The organism is Paenibacillus sp. GSMTC-2017 (assembly GCF_016019935.1).
Lineage (GTDB): Bacteria > Bacillota > Bacilli > Paenibacillales > Paenibacillaceae > Pristimantibacillus.
This window is the reverse complement of record NZ_JAECMT010000002.1, coordinates 589,828-605,815: the sequence shown is the minus strand read 5'-3', so window position 1 is coordinate 605,815 and position 15,988 is coordinate 589,828. Positions and strand designations below refer to the sequence as shown.

Sequence of the window (15,988 nt, the reverse complement as noted above, 5' to 3'; positions counted from 1 at the left end):
ATCGCTTTATTGACTTGCTAGTTTCCTAATTATATGCTGAATACATTGAAAATTGAACAAGTAGTTATTCCGAATTAAGGCGGTGAAACGAGCAGTTATGAACAACGTTCAAGATCATTATCCGGTTAAAGGCAGAGTAATAATCCATTTAGATATGAATGCATTCTACTGCTCGGTGCATGAAGCTGAAGAGCCGGAATATTATAAGGATAAGCCGACCGCTGTATCAGGTAGCGTTGAGCAGCGCAAAGGCATAGTAGTGACCTGCTCGTATACAGCCAGATCGCGTGGTGTAAAGACAGGAATGACTGTAAGACAGGCAACAAGGTTATGTCCTGAACTCATACTGATCAAACCAGACTTCAATCTATATCGTAAATATTCGAATGGATTTATGGCTATTGCAAGAGGATTTACACCTCTTGTTGAAGCTGTATCGATCGATGAGTGCTACTTGGACATAACAGGTTCGAAGTTACTTGGAACGCCTCTAGAAATTGCTGAGACGCTGCAAAAGAAGGTGATGTCTGAGTGGCAACTTCCTTGTTCAATTGGTCTTGCGCCAAACAAGCTATTAGCTAAGATGGCTTCTGATATGAAGAAGCCGAATGGGCTTACTGTACTGCGGCTACGAGATGTACCTAAGATTTTATGGAATAAACCATGCGGGACATTGTTTGGGATAGGTGGAAAGACAGCTGCAAAGCTGGAAAAATTAAATATTACTACTATCGGTGAATTAGCTGAAGCGGAAGAAAACATGCTCATTAAACAATTTGGTGTTATGGGTTCGTGGATGAAGTCAGCAGCACATGGCATTGATCATTCACCGGTAAGCCCTGATAGGGAACGGAATAAGTCAATAGGTCACACAACAACACTGCCGAACGATATTAGTAATCAAGATGACGTTTTTCGAGTGTTACTCAATCTTTCTGATCAAACAGGTAGAAGGCTTAGACGTCAGAAACTTGTAGCTTCCACAATCCAAATAACGATTCGCAGACCGGATATGAGCACAATTACACGCTCACATACACTTCAATCTGCAACACAATCTGCTGAAGTGATTAATATGGAAGCAAGGAAGTTGTTTCTTCGTCATTGGACACAAGGAGAACCTATTCGATTGTTAGGTGTAACTTTGCAAAATCTGTCACCACTTGACGAAACAGCGCTGCAACTCGATTTGTTCAGTTACGAAGAGCAGCCTCGTAAGGATGCTCTAATGAAAGCTATGGATTCCCTTCGAGATAAGTTCGGAGAGGACGCTGTGCTTACGGCAGGAATGCTCGGAGATGATCCTTCAACCTTAATCAGGAACAAACGAATTCGCGGTACATCCTTGCAAAAGGACGATAGTTTGTTATATATTGATGAGTGAGGAAACAAGCATTTCTGGTGTATTTAATGATTAATCGGAAGTATTCCGTATTTAATAAGGAGGGAAAAACCATGGCAAAATATACATGGGTTGAGAAAGACACTTGCATCGCTTGTGGCGCTTGCGGAGCTACAGCTCCTGATATTTATGATTACGATGACGAAGGTTTAGCAGAAGTTATTTTCCAAAATGACTGCAACCGTGGTAACACTGAAATTCCTGATGATATGTTCGATGATTTGCAGGATGCTTGTGACGGTTGTCCTACTGACTCCATCAAGATTGCAGATGAGCCGTTCAACGCAGCGGGTTAACACGCAATTATTTCTCATAAAGATATTTAAAAATCCCGCACTTCCGTTTATTGACGGTGGAACGGGATTTTTTTTTATATTTTGCTACCCACTAGATGAATACTAATCCTCTGCCGATATATACGATAGAACATTGTAAGTGGAGGGAATAGGATGGAGCAACCGGAAGATATTCTTTATTTAAAGCAATTCGTAAAGCAGCATCCTACAAATAAGATGGGCTGGTATTTGCTCGGTAAACATTATTTGCAAGCTGGAAAAGAAGGTAAAGCAAATTATTGTTTTATTCAAGCAGGTGATATATACGAAGCTTTTGAACAGGAGAGCCATCCCCTTGGTGAAGCGCAACTAGAACAGTTAAAGGAATGGGATAAACAGCAAAAAAAGATGAAGTTAATTCGTAAAACGATGTTTATTGCATTGCCGTTGCTGTTGCTTGCTCTCATTATTCCGATAAATGATCTTATACGTAAAGGAACACCGTCTAAACCATCTCCAAACACATCAGCTCAAAGCCCAGATGTTGGTGTAGTAATAGTATCTCAGCAGCAATTGCGTCCAGTCGGGTATAGCATGAATGCAATAATAGCTGCTGGAGATAAAGCTCCGACACTATCCATGGCAATCCGTTTAGAAGAGAACAAGGGATGGAAGCAGTGGGTTGGTAGTGTTCGTTATCTGATGAGTGTAGATCGGGGCACTAATGATCACAAATTCGAGGTGTCTATGTACGATCGTGACTCTTGTGTATGTGAGCCAGGTGATACGAGAGCCATTAATAAACGTTTTACAGAGTGGAAAGAGGAGCAAGAGATGCATTGGACGTTAGCGAGCGGCATTCATCATTATAATGAGCGTAACGGAAAGTGGCCTGAGAAGCTTGATGATCTCATTCGACCATACCCAAATAACATTCTCTCAGGAGAAGGGGAAGGTATGAAAGACTCATTTTCAGATGTGTTGACTAAAATAATGATGGAAACAAAAAATTCTAACGATTCAGCTACTGAACAAATAAATCAGGATAATAAAAAACAAGAACATAATAGTTCTGATATTGTAAAAAACGATAAGTCGATTGGGACAAACGGCCTCTTTCAAGAGAAGTGGAATAAGCCGCTAGAAATTGTAATAGATACGTCCAAACACCGACTAGCCGTCGTGCAAAATGATGTCATCATTAGAAGTTATAAAGTAGGATTAGGCGGTGAGCAAACACCTGAGGGAAATTTTTATATTAGTGAGAAAGTTCGTAACCCCAATGGAACCGATAATGGAATATTCGGAAGCAGAGGAATGGCATTGTCGAACACGTTATATGCGATTCACGGTACTGGAGATCTAGATAGTATCGAGAAGGACGAATCACTTGGCTGTATTAGAATGCGTAAGGCAGATGTTGAAGAGTTGTACGACCTTGTGCCGCTTGGAACAGTTGTGAAAATAAAAAACGGGACGCTTCCGCCCGATGCTAAAGCACCTGCTGAACGTTTTCAGCTTGCGCCTAAGCAGAACGAAACCAATCCCGCTAAAGTATATCAATGGTTGAATTAAGAGTCTTAACTAAGTAAATATAAGAAGTGCTGCAATGGCGATAAAGATAACGCTTACGAATGAGCCAATCAATACTAATGCCTTTTTGTTGACTTCTTCCTTAGGCTTTACTTTCATTGTCGCTGGTTTTCTTTTTGCTGCGCTCATACTGTAATCAACCTTTCTGTTTAGGAATAAAAATGGGACATATGCCTATATTGTAATCGTTTTCTGTATGTGTCGCAATACGGCAGGAACATTTCTAACTATCACTGCGTTACTGTAAGCTCTTTTCTTTTTGCCGCAAAAGCGATAAACTGTTCGATAGAGCATATTACGCGGAACGGAGTGAAATTTTTGCTTTATACATATTTACTTAAACCGATGTTTTTCAAAATGGATCCTGAAAAAGCACATCATGTCGTCATAGATGGATTGGCTGCTGGATGCAAAGTACCAGGTGCTACTGGAATAATGAACGCGATGTATGGCGTATCTGAATCACCAGAGCTACGTACGGAACTACTCGGCTTGACGTTCCCGCATCCTATTGGGCTAGCAGCAGGTCTCGACAAAAACGGTAAAGCGGCAGATGGCTTCTCAAGTATAGGCTTCGGCTTTGCAGAAGTTGGAACAGTGACACCGAAGGGACAAGCAGGAAATGAGCTGCCAAGATTGTTTCGTCTTCCGTCTGATGAAGCATTAATTAACAGAATGGGCTTCAACAACGATGGGGCAGATGCAATGGCTGCTTCTCTGTCTAAGCGCAAAATTCATCGGATTCCGATAGCTGTAAATATAGGCAAAAATAAAGCAACTCCTAATGAACTTGCTCATGAGGATTATCAATCCTGTATTCGCACGTTATATGATTATGGTGATTTCTTCGTCGTCAATATTAGTTCACCAAACACGCAAGGACTACGTGATCTTCAGCATGGTGACGAGCTACGCAAGCTGTTAGTTACTGTTATGGAAGAGATGAAAGCGCAAGCACAAGCAAGAAAAGCTACTCCAAAGCAGGTTCTGGTCAAGATCGCACCTGATATGACGGACGAACAACTAGAGCATACCGTACAAACTATTATGGAGAGTGGCGTAGCGGGAATTATCGCAACGAATACAACATTATCTCGTGAAGGCCTTACACATTCTAATGCAAAAGAAGCTGGTGGCATGAGTGGCAAACCGCTTCGTGATCGATCAACGGAAGTTATTGCTTCTGTTTATCGATATACGGGTGGACGTATGCCGATCATCGGTTCCGGCGGCATTTTTACTGCTCAGGACGCATACGATAAAATTCGCGCCGGGGCATCAATGGTTGAAGTTTATACAGCTCTCATCTATAAAGGACCTGGACTACTGCGAGAGCTAACAAACGGACTAAAAGAATGTTTGCGCAAGGACGGCTACCGTAATATTGCCGAAGCAGTGGGCGCAGATCATCGTTAGAAACAGGAGGCGGCCGGATGGACGGTAGAGACTGGGGTCTTTTTTTACAGCCTTATGAGCAAGCGGTCGAAGAATTAAAGGTAAAGTTCAAGACGATGCGTACGGAGCTTAAGCTAAGGGAAGCTTATGCACCTATCGAATTCGTAACAGGTCGAACAAAGCGCATATCTAGCATTTTGGAGAAAGCGAAACGGCTTGGCGTTGCATCTGATCAGCTCGATACGGGGATAGAGGACATAGCAGGCATACGAATTATGTGTCAATTCGTTGATGATATTCACCGTGTAGCGGGACTTATTAGAACCCGTAGAGATCTACAGCTTGTATACGAGAAGGACTATATTACGAATTACAAGGATAGCGGTTATCGGAGCTACCATATTATCGTAAAATACCCGGTTCAAACGGCACTTGGCTATAAGGATGTGCTTGCAGAAATCCAGATTCGCACACTTGCGATGAATTTCTGGGCAACAATCGAGCATTCTCTTAACTATAAATTTAAAGAGAGCTTGCCGGACGATGTTCGGATTAGGCTTAAAAAAGCAGCTGAAGCAGCTTTCCACTTGGATACAGAGATGACGAGTATCCGTCAAGAAATATTAGACGCACAAACGGAGTTCGAGGAGCAATCTAATGTGGTGTCACGTGCGTTAAATGGCATACAGGATTTGTACTTCTATAATAGAGTTCGTGAGGCAGCACAATTCCAGATGAAGTTTAACGAACTGTTCGAGCAGGAGGACTATCCCGGATTAAATGGATTAGCAACAGATATCGGGATATCGATAAGTAAGGCGAAGAGAAGCGGGCAATCGTAGTTTCTAGTCGTTTCAATAATAAAAAAATAACCTCCGATTCTACTCGTACAGTAGATCCGGAGGTTTTCTTGTTAGTGGGATTGTCAAATGAAGAGTAGCTATTATTAGCTTTTAAAATTTTTAGGCCTATAGGCGTCATCAATAGCTTTGCGAATCTCATCATCACTTTTACCTTGTTTGCTTAAGTTAACGATCATTTCCATCTCTTTTTTGCATATGCCACAGGTTGTAGTATGATCTGTCCAAGTGACGCCGCCTTCATCAGCAGGATGTTCAGCCCAATAACATCGTAGCAAGGAATTATGTGCTTCATTGTCTTCTGTACCTTCCATACAGCCGCAATAGCAATTAATGCTGCTCATAAGCTCTGAATGGTTGTGTACCTCAGAATAAAGCTCTTGAGTGAGCTTTGTTTCTTCGTTAAGAAAAGCGGGCAACACAGTCTCGGATGCTGTTTTTTGCCACGTTTCAGTGCCATGAAGATGGGCTTCTCCACTTTCCTTATCGTCTCCTACGCTACAGGCTGTGAGCAGTGTAATTAGAGCAAATCCGAGCAGCAGGGCATACATGATGCCTCTAGATGTTGATCCAGCGGTTTGTTGATCCGCCTCAGTAGACTCGCTACTTGCTGATCGGTGCTGTTTCATTATTTCACCTCAGTTTTTGAATGTTCTACAAAAAAGGCTCTAATTTCTTCGAGGGTACTGCCACTAGTCATACCATCTAGTCTAACACCTTCTTGGAGGCGTGCTGTTTCGACACCATCTTTGAAATAAATAATGGTTGGTGTATATTCAACTCCATACTTAATACCGCTATCATTAAATTCTTGGATATTTAGCATAGGGAAGTCGATACCTAGCTCATCGACAATCGGTTTAATTAATGGCGTTGAAGCTTTACAAGCTCCACAAGTAGAAGAGAACATATAAACGAAGAAGTCTTCTTTGTCACTAACCTTCTTATCCAATTGTTTCGGTAATATGATATTCTGATAGTTGGGATCATCGAGTTGTGCTTTTGTAGCTGGATTTAGTTTTGATACTGGCATACCATAAAGAACATTGTCTTTTTCTGCATTATTCAATACAAAGATAGATCCGAATAAAATGACAATAATACCGATGTACACATAAACCATATTAAACTTTTTCTTTTGCTGTTTCTTCATCTCTACAAAACCTCCATTTTCGTTATAGTGGACAAGCCCAGGGAAGACGAGTTGTCTTACTTACTTTTTATTATATACCATGGCAGAGTGAGTTTGTAGAGGTGTTACAGCATTTGACTTTTGGCAGGAGGAACTAACATGAAAAGCATTTTACCAGCTAAATTTCTAAATAAAATGGAAAGCTTGCTACAGGATGAATTCGAATCATTTATGGCTTCATATGAGGCTCCAAGAGTATACGGTCTTAGAGTTAATCCTTTGAAAGCAACGGTAGAGGAATGGAGCAATATTTCTCCAATGAGGGATCGAATTCGTTCTATACCTTGGACAAAGGACGGATTGTACTATACAGAAGAAGATCGACCAGGGAAACATCCACATTATCATGCAGGACTTTATTACATTCAGGAGCCAAGTGCGATGTTACCCGTTGAACTGCTTGATGTCCGTCCGGGTCATCGTGTTCTCGATCTATGTGCGGCTCCAGGTGGGAAGTCTACCCAAATTGCAGGCAAGTTGATGGGTAAAGGCGTCCTCGTTACGAATGACAATGCGTTTGAAAGAACAAAAGCATTGGCTAAAAACATAGAGCTTGCAGGAGTAAGAAACGCGGTTATTTTAAATGAAGAACCATCCAATCTAGCACCAGTGTTTGAGAAATGGTTTGATCGCATCCTAGTGGATGCTCCATGTTCGGGCGAAGGCATGTTCCGCAAGGATGAGTCGATGGCTGCAGATTGGGAAAAACATTCGATTGAGAAGTGTTCAGTTATGCAAAGAGATATATTGACTCATGCCGCTGAGATGCTTAAACCTGGTGGTATAATCGTTTATTCGACGTGTACGTTTTCACCGGAAGAAAATGAAGATCAGATTGCGGCGTTTTTAGCTGATCAGCCTGAATTTACTGTGGAACCAGTTCAGCATAAGCACGGTTTAGGTGCTGGTCGCCCAGATTGGGTAGAAGAGAACATCGCTTCCAAATTAGGGGCAAATGCTGTTCAAAGCTTAGAAGGTACAGTAAGAATATGGCCACATAAAGTTGAAGGCGAAGGCCATTATGTTGCTATTCTTAAACGAAGTGACCAATCCATAGTTGAAATAGATGTAGATACAGCAGATGTAGACGAAGAGCAGAAGTATCCGATAAAGAAAAAAGCTAAAGGTCAACGAAATGATCGATTAGTGCGTGGAGGTAAAGCTCCAGAAGTGGAAGTCGATCCGGCAGAAGTGTGGAGTACTTTTAAAGAGCAACATTTGAACATGAGTCTTAATGATACGGAACAAACGGTTATATTTGGAGCAAAAGTTTATATCGGTCCGAAAGGCTTCCCGTCGTTAGATGGTCTACGTGTTGTAAGAGCGGGTTGGCTTGCAGGTGAGTCAATAAGGGGGAGATTCCATCCTTCACAGGCATTAGCATTAGGGCTTAAACCGGAAGAAGCAGCGCGAAGAGTGAGCTGGCGTTCAGATGAAGAAGAAGTGATTCGATATTTAAAAGGTGAAACGTTATTTGTAGATCGTGATAAGTTGATCCTTCAGAGTGGAGCATTGCCGAAAGGTTATACATTAATTTGTGTAGATGGATATCCGCTTGGCTGGGGTAAATATGCGGACGGTATGCTCAAAAATGAGTTGTCAGCTGGATGGAGGTTAGTTTAGGATGCCAGAGAAAATGCGAATAGATAAATTGCTTTCTAATATGGGACTTGGTACACGAAGTGAGATTAAGAGAGCAGTTAAGCAAGGGAAAGTTACGTTGAACGGAACTGTAGTAAAAGATAGTGGACTAATCATTGACCCAATAGCACAAGAAGTTGCTTACGAGGGCGAACGGGTCATTTATCGTAATGTCATTTATTTAATGCTCAATAAACCTCAAGGAGTCATTTCAGCAACAGAGGATAATAAAGATCGTACAGTTATTGATTTACTGAAACAAGAAGACACGTTATTAAATCCGTTTCCGGTTGGACGGTTGGATAAGGATACTGTTGGTCTATTATTGCTAACTAACGATGGACAACTTGCTCATGAATTGTTATCACCCCGAAAACATGTAGATAAAACGTATGAGGCGCTTGTTTGGGGTGACGTTGGTGAAGTTGAACAGACGGCATTTACGGCTGGAGTAGAATTAGATGATGGATATGTAACGATGCCAGCAGAATTAATGATTGTGAATAAAGAAGAACAGCCTATAGGGATTTGCTCAACGATTCGCCTAACGATTCGTGAAGGTAAGTTCCATCAAGTGAAAAGAATGTTTGATGCTGTTGGCAAAAAAGTATTAACACTGAAACGGATATCAATGGGCCCACTGCAATTGGATGAATCGCTTGAAGAAGGTTCTTATCGTGAATTAACAGCAGTGGAAGTTGAACAACTTCGTGCTCATCGTGGCAGAGAGAAATAGATCGTACAAAGTTTGGAATAGGAGTAAAAGTTAATATGGAAATTAAATATAAATTGATCGCGCTAGATGTAGATGGAACGCTCCTAACGGATGATCATCAGCTATTGGATGAAGTGAGAGAAGCCGTACGTGAAGCAGCAGGTAAAGGCGCTGAAATCGTATTATGTACCGGAAGAGGGCCGATGGGGGCATTTCCGGTGCTTGAGGAACTTGGTCTTAGCGGAACATTGATTACTCATAATGGTGCTGCCACAGTTCAGTCTGTAGATCGTTCTGTTTTGTTTCAATATGATATTGATCAAAGGTATATTGGTGAATTTATATCGTATTGTCGAGAATTTGATATTCATTATGATCTGAATACTGCTTTTGAGATGATGGTAGAAAAGATGACTCCCGAAGCAGCAGAAATGTACAAGATTCATCAGGCTGAACCGACAGTTATGAGTAATGGTCAGCAGTTACCTAGCGGATTAGTGAAGCTGACTTTATTCGGAACGAAGGAATCGATGGACTTCGTTCAATCCTATTGGGAGAAACGTCAGACCCCACTACAAATTATTCGGAGTGGAGATCTCTTTATTGACGTTCAACATCCAGGAGCGAGCAAAGGGGAAGCACTTCGGCAATTAGCAGAAGGTAGAGGGATACCTAGAGAGAAAATTTTGGCGATCGGTAATTATTTTAATGATATCTCGATGCTACAGTTTGCTGGTCTCGGTATTGCTATGGACAATTCTCCTGAATTAGTAAAAGAAGCAGCTGACGTAGTTACTGGAAGCAATAACGACAGTGGGGTCGCTAGTGCGATTCGAGCTTATATTTGATTTTAATAAAGAGACATAAAAAACCGCCAAGGTAAAACCTTGGCGGTTTTTCGATATAGGTGTAAAGGTAGTTTATTAAAAGAAAGTTCTTGTGATGATGACAAGAAGTATAAACAGAACCAAGATTACACCGGCAGATGTGAAGCCTCCATGTAGTGCAGACATGCTAATTCCTCCTAGAGTAATATTTCCGAATCCAAGTTGGTATTGATAGGGTAGAGTTACCTAGACTTCGGAATACGATATAGTATGTTATTTGCCCTCATTGGATTGGACATTTGTCATGATTGCGGACAAATGGGCTTATTGGGAATATTGAAAACACTTACATAAAAGTTGTAAAAATTATGTGTTATATAAACGATAACTATGCTACAATCTTTGGAAAATTAAAGACAAGGGGATTGATGATGTGAATACAGATCATACAATTGAGATCGAATCAATAAATGATCAATCAAAATTATCGTATGCAAACTCAGGTATTAATATTGAAGACACAGATGATGTAAAAGAAGGAATGAAGGAAAGTTTGAAAACAAGTGATAACCGAGTGCTTAATTCAATTGGTGCTTTCGCTTCATTGTATGATTTTAATTTTCCGGAATATGAACATCCCATTATGGTGATGAAAACAGAGGAACCGGGTTCTAAGCAAAAGCTAGCATTTCAACACGGAAGAGTGCGCTCAATCTGTTACGACATGATTAATCATCTTATTAATGACATTATCGTTATGGGTGCGAAGCCACTTGCTGTTCAAGATGCTATCATTTGTGGCGCAATAGAGAAGGAAGTTATAAGAGAAATTGTAGATGCAGTATCTTCAGCTTGCAGAGAGCAAGATTGCACATTGACAGGTGGTGAAACGTCGATTCAACCTGGAGTATTAGAAAAAGGTGCATATATTTTGACTTCAAGCATCGTTGGCGTAGTGGATAAAGCAAAAGTAATAGACGGCTCTGCCATTCGGAATGGGGACATCGTTATCGCAATTGAATCAAATGGCATACATACGAACGGATATACACTTGTGCGAGCAATAATGGATAAACATCCAGAAATTTTGGATAAGACCGTAGGTTCGGACAGTTTTTTTGATGCCATTATGAAGCCTCACCTCTGTTATTATAAGCCTTTACGTGGATTATTCGGACGAGAAGAACTTCATGGTATGGCCCATATTACTGGCGGAGGTATAGTAGGAAATCTAGGTCGAGTATTACCAGATGGATTAAATGCTCATATTGATTTATCAAAAATAAATGTTTTACCTCTTTTCCGATTGATGCATGAAGTAAGTCATGTAGAGGAAGCAGAGATGCTGCGCACATTTAATATGGGAGTAGGTATGATCGTTGTAGCGGCGCCGGAGTTTGCTCAAGTCGTAATTTCGCATTTGTCTCAGTTTGAACTTAGAAGTTACCCAATCGGAGAGATCAGTCTAGGTGATAAACAAGTTGTGCTTGAAGGAAAGTTAGAATGGACGAGGGAGTGAATAATGGAGTGAAATGTGTGCTATTAGATTTGGACGGGACACTGCAAGATAGCGAATCATTGGCGACTGAAGCAGTCAAAGTAGGATTTCGTTCCATTTTGAATAGAGAAGCAACTAACGATGAGTTGGCTTATTTGAAAGGGAAACCTATTGCGAAAGTAATTGTTTTATTACTCCCTGAAGAAGGGGCGCTCATTTATGAAAAAGCAGCCCAGCATTATATCTTACAAAGTGGATCAATAGCTCTTTATGATGGAGTGCTAGAAATGTTAGAACAGTTGTCGAGGGATGGATTTGAATTAGGCATCGTATCTTCCAAGACACGTGCAAATGTACGTAAGGAGCTGGAATCTAATGGAATCATACATTATTTTACATGCATCGTGGGGCAGGAAGATACGAAAGAACATAAACCTAGTCCAGTTCCATTGCTACTCGCTGCTTCGCAAATGGGATACAATGCAGAAGATTGTTTTTACATAGGCGATCAGCCTACCGATATTATTGCAGCATCAGCAGCAGGTATGGGAAGTGGGGCTGCTTTGTGGGGCGAAGGTGAACTTGGTATTTTATCTAAAACAAATCCAGATGTTCTGAGAAAATAAAATATTAGACTGAAAAATAAAGTATTAGACCGGAAAATAAAGTTGTAGACTGGCGGCGTGCGTTAAGCTAACTGGCAGTTATGTTCAATAAGGAAATTCTATCTGTATCACTAATAGATCAATAAAGGCTGGTATTTTTCGGTAGAATACTATTTTTGAGCATGAAATAATACCAAATCAGTCAATTTGGAGGATAGGAATGGGTTTCGTCATTTAGTAGCATAGGACGCAAGAACGTTTGTTTGGAAGGCTGTTGCAATGCTTTTCATGTTGATCGCAAGATGGACCGCTTTGTTACCGCTTCTAAGTGTCATTTTGAAACGAGGAGAGAACCGAAACATGAAAAAAATGAACCTTGCACAAACGTTGCCATACATCCTGACGGCAGACGAGTTGGAGACGATGCAGCAGATGCTGCTTGAAACCAACTCACCGTCTCAAGCGGAGGAACTGCTACATACGCTGATCCGGAACGGTCTGCTACTGCAGGTCGACTGGTCAGGCGAGGAGGAGCAGAACCAGATCAGTCGGTTTCTGCAAACGCGCGCCGCCGCACACGCCAAAGAGGAGACCACTCTGCAATTGGAGGAACAGCGGGCATATGCTACCATGGACAAAGAAGAACTGGAACGCGGCGATAATGTTCCGTATTTGCTCCGTTTTTTCGACAAGCGGCTAAAAAAGCAAGGCTATACGATCAGCCTGCTGGATTCTGGCAACGATGCCTACTATGTTGTGGTGACGACGGTCGAAGGAGCCAAACTGCTTCGGAAAGCAGCGTGTGAGCTTGGACCGTTCATTTCCTTGCAAGCTAAAAAGACGAAAGCGCTCATCACGATCTACTGCCCGAACTGTAGCGATATGAATGTATGGGAGTTACCCATCAACGCCCCGCTTCCAGCGGAAGAGCAGTGCGAGGAATGCGGGACGGCGTTTTCCGACGCCGAAGGCAATTTGCTCGTTTCCCATGAGAAAGATTTGTGCTAGCTGTTTGGCGGAACGATGGAACATGCGCCGCCATGTTGACGGTTTTGAATCGTCACAACATGCCGATCTCATGACACCTGCACCAAAACTGAAAATGAAACAGCAAAGCGTGACGCTTGCCCTGCGATCGTCGCCCAGGCTGGGAGCACGCTTTGTGTTGTATCAAAAATCCCGCAGCTGGTCGGGGTAGTATCAGTCGAAAAAGCCGTGTGGCCTTTAAGACGGGACAATGGGACATTGTTGGAGCTTTTGCTCGATCGTGGAGCAGATGTGAACTACATCGAAAAAGACAGTGTCAATGAGTGGCGAGCTCCGGTCCTGCATGATGCGATCCGCGCCGCATTCTTCTCCTCACGTGGGGCGCAGACTGCCTTTGAACGCGCATTCCATTGTCTGGAGCGAATGATTGCAATTTGAATTATCCTGTAAGATTGTCAACTCACGGCTGAAAGGAAAGATTCATATGAATCGAATCTACTTTAAGGACAATTCATATTGCTGAATATCAATCAATATTTTGACCCACTTGTATCCATGTTTGATACTATGGAACGTGACCATTTCATGCAGTCGAAGTATCGTGCTATGGTCATTACAGATGATACTCCAGAAAGGATTCTGAAGCAGTTCTCAATTTATAAGGCTCCTTCAGTCAAAACGTATCTCACCGAACAGCGCACTTGATTATTGCACTTCACTTATCTGAAATTAAATTGTAATAGCCCATTTGAGCAGAGGCAGCCAAACTACGGCTGCTTTTTCATTGAACTAACGGGACACGTTAGTTCAATGAAAACAGCGACAGTCTAAGACTTTATTTTTCAAGTCTTGGTCTGCCTCTGCTGCTTCTAATGGATCAGTCTAAAACTTATTTTTCAAAAGCTGACGATTCTTCAGTTCAAAAACCGCGTTAAATCAACGACTCCAGTCTAATACTTTATTTTTACCGAACACCAGATGAATACTTTAAAACTCCAACGGATGTTGTTAGTTACTTTTCGAATACATTATTGATACAAAAACCGAGCTAATACGAGTGTAAAAAAACCAGTTTGCCACGTTAATACGTGAACAAACTGGTTGTTGTATTACATTATGATCTTCCGCGACCTTTAGGTCCGCCTGAACCACGGTTTCCACCAAAACTTCCTTTGCCGGCTGGACGACCTGAACTTCTACCTCCACCGAATGAAGATCTACCACCAGAACGGTTAGGCTTGCCAGCGCCGCCTGTTGATTCGCTAAAGCTAACTTCTGCTGCGTTACGACTTTTTACAGAAGAGCCAGCTTTTCGCTGAGGACCACGTTGTGAACCATTCCAGTTATCGGAACTGCTGCGTTCCTTAGCTTCAGGTGAACCCCATGGATTCGCGATTGGAGAACCTGACCCAAACGAAGGGCGCCCACTTCTACCACTCGAAGATCTTGCTGGACGTTTTTGTTCTTGGCTGCCACTTTCAGTTTCATTGCTACGACGACGATCATCGCCACCTGATCTACGACCGTATCCATTTTCAGAAGAACTGCTCTCATTACGAGTGCGTCCGCCCTCAGATGAATTGCGTGCACCACGACCACTACGACCGCCTTCAGTTGAGCTGCGCTCACCGCGTCCACGTCCGCCTGTTGAAGCACCGCGATCACTACGTCCGCGTCCGCCTTCACTTCGGCTTCCACGACCGGACTCTTTGTTCCCGCCACGTGCACGTTCTTTTCCAAAAGATGCTGAAGTCTTGGTAGCAGTAGACAATTCACCTTCACTATCTATCGTACGATGCTCAAGACGAGCGTTAATTCCTTTTTCGATATCTGCAAGTTTGTTTACATCATAATGGGTAGCAAGAGTTACAGCCATACCTTCATGTCCGGCACGACCTGTTCTACCGATACGGTGGATGTAGCTTTCTCCATCCATTGGAACATCGAAGTTGTATACATGTGTTACACCTTCAACGTCTAGTCCTCGAGCCGCAACATCCGTTGCAACAAGAATTTGAAGGCGTGCATCACGGAATCGCTTCATTACTTGCTCACGCTTCGCTTGAGTAAGGTCGCCATGAAGTTCGTCCGATGCATAACCCAGATCTTGTAGTGCTTCATTCAACTTCTTCGCGCGAACTTTCGTTCTACAGAATACTACAGCCAAGTATGGTTGATGTTTCTCTAACAAATGAATCATTGCTTGTTGCTTACCACGATCTGTTGTATTGACAACAAGCTGCTTAATGCTGTCTAGCGTAACGTTATTGCTGCGGATTTGAATATCTGCAGGAGCATTCATATATTGAGCTGCCAAGCGGCGGATCGCATCCGGCATTGTAGCTGAGAAGAGCATCGTCTGACGTGCTCTTGGTGTTTGCGAAATAATGCCTTCTACTTCTGACAAGAAGCCCATATGAAGCATTTGGTCAGCTTCATCTAATACAAGCATAGATAACTTACCTAAGTTGATTGTTTGGCGATTCATATGATCAATTAATCTGCCAGGTGTCGCTACGACGATATGCTGCGCGCTTTTTAGCTTGCGAATTTGTGCATCTACGTCTTGACCACCATAAGCAGCTAATACATTTGCTTTGAACGCAGGTGCTAGTTTTTTTAGTTCTGCTGTAATTTGGATAGCTAGTTCTCGCGTAGGAGTTAGAATAAGGGCTTGTACTTGCGCCTTTTCTACATTAATCTTCTCCAGTATTGGTAATGCGAAAGCTAATGTTTTACCTGTTCCTGTTTGAGCTTGTGCGATTACGTCTTGTCCGTTCAGAAGAAGCGGGATCGCTTGGCGTTGTACTGGAGTAGGTTCTGTAATACCAGCATGTTTCAATAAATCGTTGAGCTTCTCAGAAACACCGAGAGCGTGGAAAGTGTTAGACATACTTAAAAATTCCTCTTTTCATCTTTCGTATGTAGCTAAGTATAACAGTTGTCTTCGACAAGTGCATCTTCATATTGCATATGATATGCTTATAGCCAACATCTA

The 15,988-nt window shown here is 42.2% G+C and carries 17 protein-coding genes; 12 read left to right on the top strand and 5 right to left on the bottom strand.

Features of this window, described 5'->3' with window-relative positions; genetic code table 11:
- Positions 1-97: 97 nt before the first annotated feature.
- The 3 genes from I6N90_RS10260 (at position 98) to I6N90_RS10250 (ending at position 3,252) form a co-directional block, all read left to right on the top strand.
- Entirely contained in the window at positions 98-1,384 is a 1,287-nt protein-coding gene (locus I6N90_RS10260) for a DNA polymerase IV (protein WP_197935416.1), read from the top strand.
- 71 nt (positions 1,385-1,455) lie between these two features.
- Positions 1,456-1,698 carry a ferredoxin gene (locus I6N90_RS10255; protein ID WP_197935415.1) on the top strand — a complete coding sequence of 81 codons (243 nt, stop codon included), beginning with the start codon at positions 1,456-1,458 and terminating at the stop codon, positions 1,696-1,698.
- A gap of 153 nt (positions 1,699-1,851) precedes the next feature.
- Positions 1,852-3,252, top strand: coding sequence for a L,D-transpeptidase family protein (locus I6N90_RS10250; protein ID WP_197935414.1), 1,401 nt, complete (start codon positions 1,852-1,854; stop codon positions 3,250-3,252).
- 9 nt (positions 3,253-3,261) lie between these two features.
- On the opposite strand, the gene I6N90_RS10245 is transcribed toward I6N90_RS10250, so the two are convergent.
- Positions 3,262-3,399: a hypothetical protein gene (locus I6N90_RS10245; RefSeq protein WP_197935413.1), complete on the bottom strand. Its 138-nt coding sequence runs from the start codon at positions 3,397-3,399 to the stop codon at positions 3,262-3,264.
- 189 nt (positions 3,400-3,588) lie between these two features.
- Between I6N90_RS10245 and I6N90_RS10240 the strand changes: the two genes are divergently transcribed.
- Together I6N90_RS10240 and I6N90_RS10235 are read left to right on the top strand one after the other, a co-directional pair.
- Positions 3,589-4,686, top strand: a complete 1,098-nt coding sequence (locus tag I6N90_RS10240; protein WP_197935412.1) for a quinone-dependent dihydroorotate dehydrogenase — start codon at positions 3,589-3,591, stop codon at positions 4,684-4,686.
- Between the two features lie 17 nt (positions 4,687-4,703).
- Complete coding sequence (locus tag I6N90_RS10235; RefSeq protein WP_197935411.1) at positions 4,704-5,507, top strand: GTP pyrophosphokinase; 804 nt, start codon at positions 4,704-4,706, stop codon at positions 5,505-5,507.
- Between the two features lie 104 nt (positions 5,508-5,611).
- Here I6N90_RS10235 and I6N90_RS10230 read toward each other — a convergent pair whose 3' ends face one another.
- Both I6N90_RS10230 and I6N90_RS10225 read right to left on the bottom strand, forming a co-directional pair.
- On the bottom strand, positions 5,612-6,154 hold the full coding sequence (locus I6N90_RS10230; RefSeq protein ID WP_197935410.1) for a PCYCGC motif-containing (lipo)protein: 543 nt from the start codon (positions 6,152-6,154) through the stop codon (positions 5,612-5,614).
- A complete protein-coding gene (locus tag I6N90_RS10225) occupies positions 6,154-6,678 on the bottom strand; it encodes a thioredoxin family protein (RefSeq protein WP_197935409.1) in 525 nt (174 codons plus the stop codon). Before I6N90_RS10225 ends, I6N90_RS10230 begins: the two co-directional genes overlap by 1 nt.
- Positions 6,679-6,816: 138 nt before the next feature.
- On the opposite strand from I6N90_RS10225, the gene I6N90_RS10220 reads away from it, so the two are divergent.
- Genes I6N90_RS10220 through I6N90_RS10210 form a run of 3 tightly spaced genes read left to right on the top strand, consistent with a single transcriptional unit; the run spans position 6,817 to position 9,921 of the window.
- A complete protein-coding gene (locus I6N90_RS10220; RefSeq protein ID WP_197935408.1) occupies positions 6,817-8,340 on the top strand; it encodes an RsmB/NOP family class I SAM-dependent RNA methyltransferase in 1,524 nt (507 codons plus the stop codon).
- Position 8,341: 1 nt separating this feature from the next.
- A complete protein-coding gene (locus tag I6N90_RS10215) occupies positions 8,342-9,094 on the top strand; it encodes a pseudouridine synthase (RefSeq protein WP_197935407.1) in 753 nt (250 codons plus the stop codon).
- Positions 9,095-9,129: 35 nt separating this feature from the next.
- Positions 9,130-9,921 carry a Cof-type HAD-IIB family hydrolase gene (locus I6N90_RS10210; RefSeq protein WP_197935406.1) on the top strand — a complete coding sequence of 264 codons (792 nt, stop codon included), beginning with the start codon at positions 9,130-9,132 and terminating at the stop codon, positions 9,919-9,921.
- Positions 9,922-9,996: 75 nt separating this feature from the next.
- Here I6N90_RS10210 and I6N90_RS10205 read toward each other — a convergent pair whose 3' ends face one another.
- The gene (locus tag I6N90_RS10205) at positions 9,997-10,086 is read right to left on the bottom strand and encodes a sporulation protein YjcZ (RefSeq protein WP_197935405.1); all 90 of its coding nucleotides are present in this window, start codon (positions 10,084-10,086) and stop codon (positions 9,997-9,999) included.
- 247 nt (positions 10,087-10,333) lie between these two features.
- Between I6N90_RS10205 and purM the strand changes: the two genes are divergently transcribed.
- The 4 genes from purM to I6N90_RS10180 all read left to right on the top strand — a co-directional run bounded on the left by purM (position 10,334) and on the right by I6N90_RS10180 (position 13,695).
- Complete coding sequence (gene purM, locus I6N90_RS10200; protein ID WP_332262435.1) at positions 10,334-11,419, top strand: phosphoribosylformylglycinamidine cyclo-ligase; 1,086 nt, start codon at positions 10,334-10,336, stop codon at positions 11,417-11,419.
- Between the two features lie 8 nt (positions 11,420-11,427).
- A complete protein-coding gene (locus tag I6N90_RS10195; protein WP_332262434.1) occupies positions 11,428-12,024 on the top strand; it encodes an HAD family hydrolase in 597 nt (198 codons plus the stop codon).
- Positions 12,025-12,363: 339 nt separating this feature from the next.
- On the top strand, positions 12,364-13,011 hold the full coding sequence (locus I6N90_RS10190) for a DUF6630 family protein (protein WP_197935403.1): 648 nt from the start codon (positions 12,364-12,366) through the stop codon (positions 13,009-13,011).
- Positions 13,012-13,506: 495 nt separating this feature from the next.
- Complete coding sequence (locus I6N90_RS10180) at positions 13,507-13,695, top strand: LOG family protein (protein ID WP_269669479.1); 189 nt, start codon at positions 13,507-13,509, stop codon at positions 13,693-13,695.
- 409 nt (positions 13,696-14,104) lie between these two features.
- Here the strand turns inward: I6N90_RS10180 and I6N90_RS10175 are convergent, their stop codons facing one another.
- A complete protein-coding gene (locus I6N90_RS10175) occupies positions 14,105-15,883 on the bottom strand; it encodes a DEAD/DEAH box helicase (protein WP_197935401.1) in 1,779 nt (592 codons plus the stop codon).
- Between the last annotated feature and the right edge of the window lie 105 nt (positions 15,884-15,988).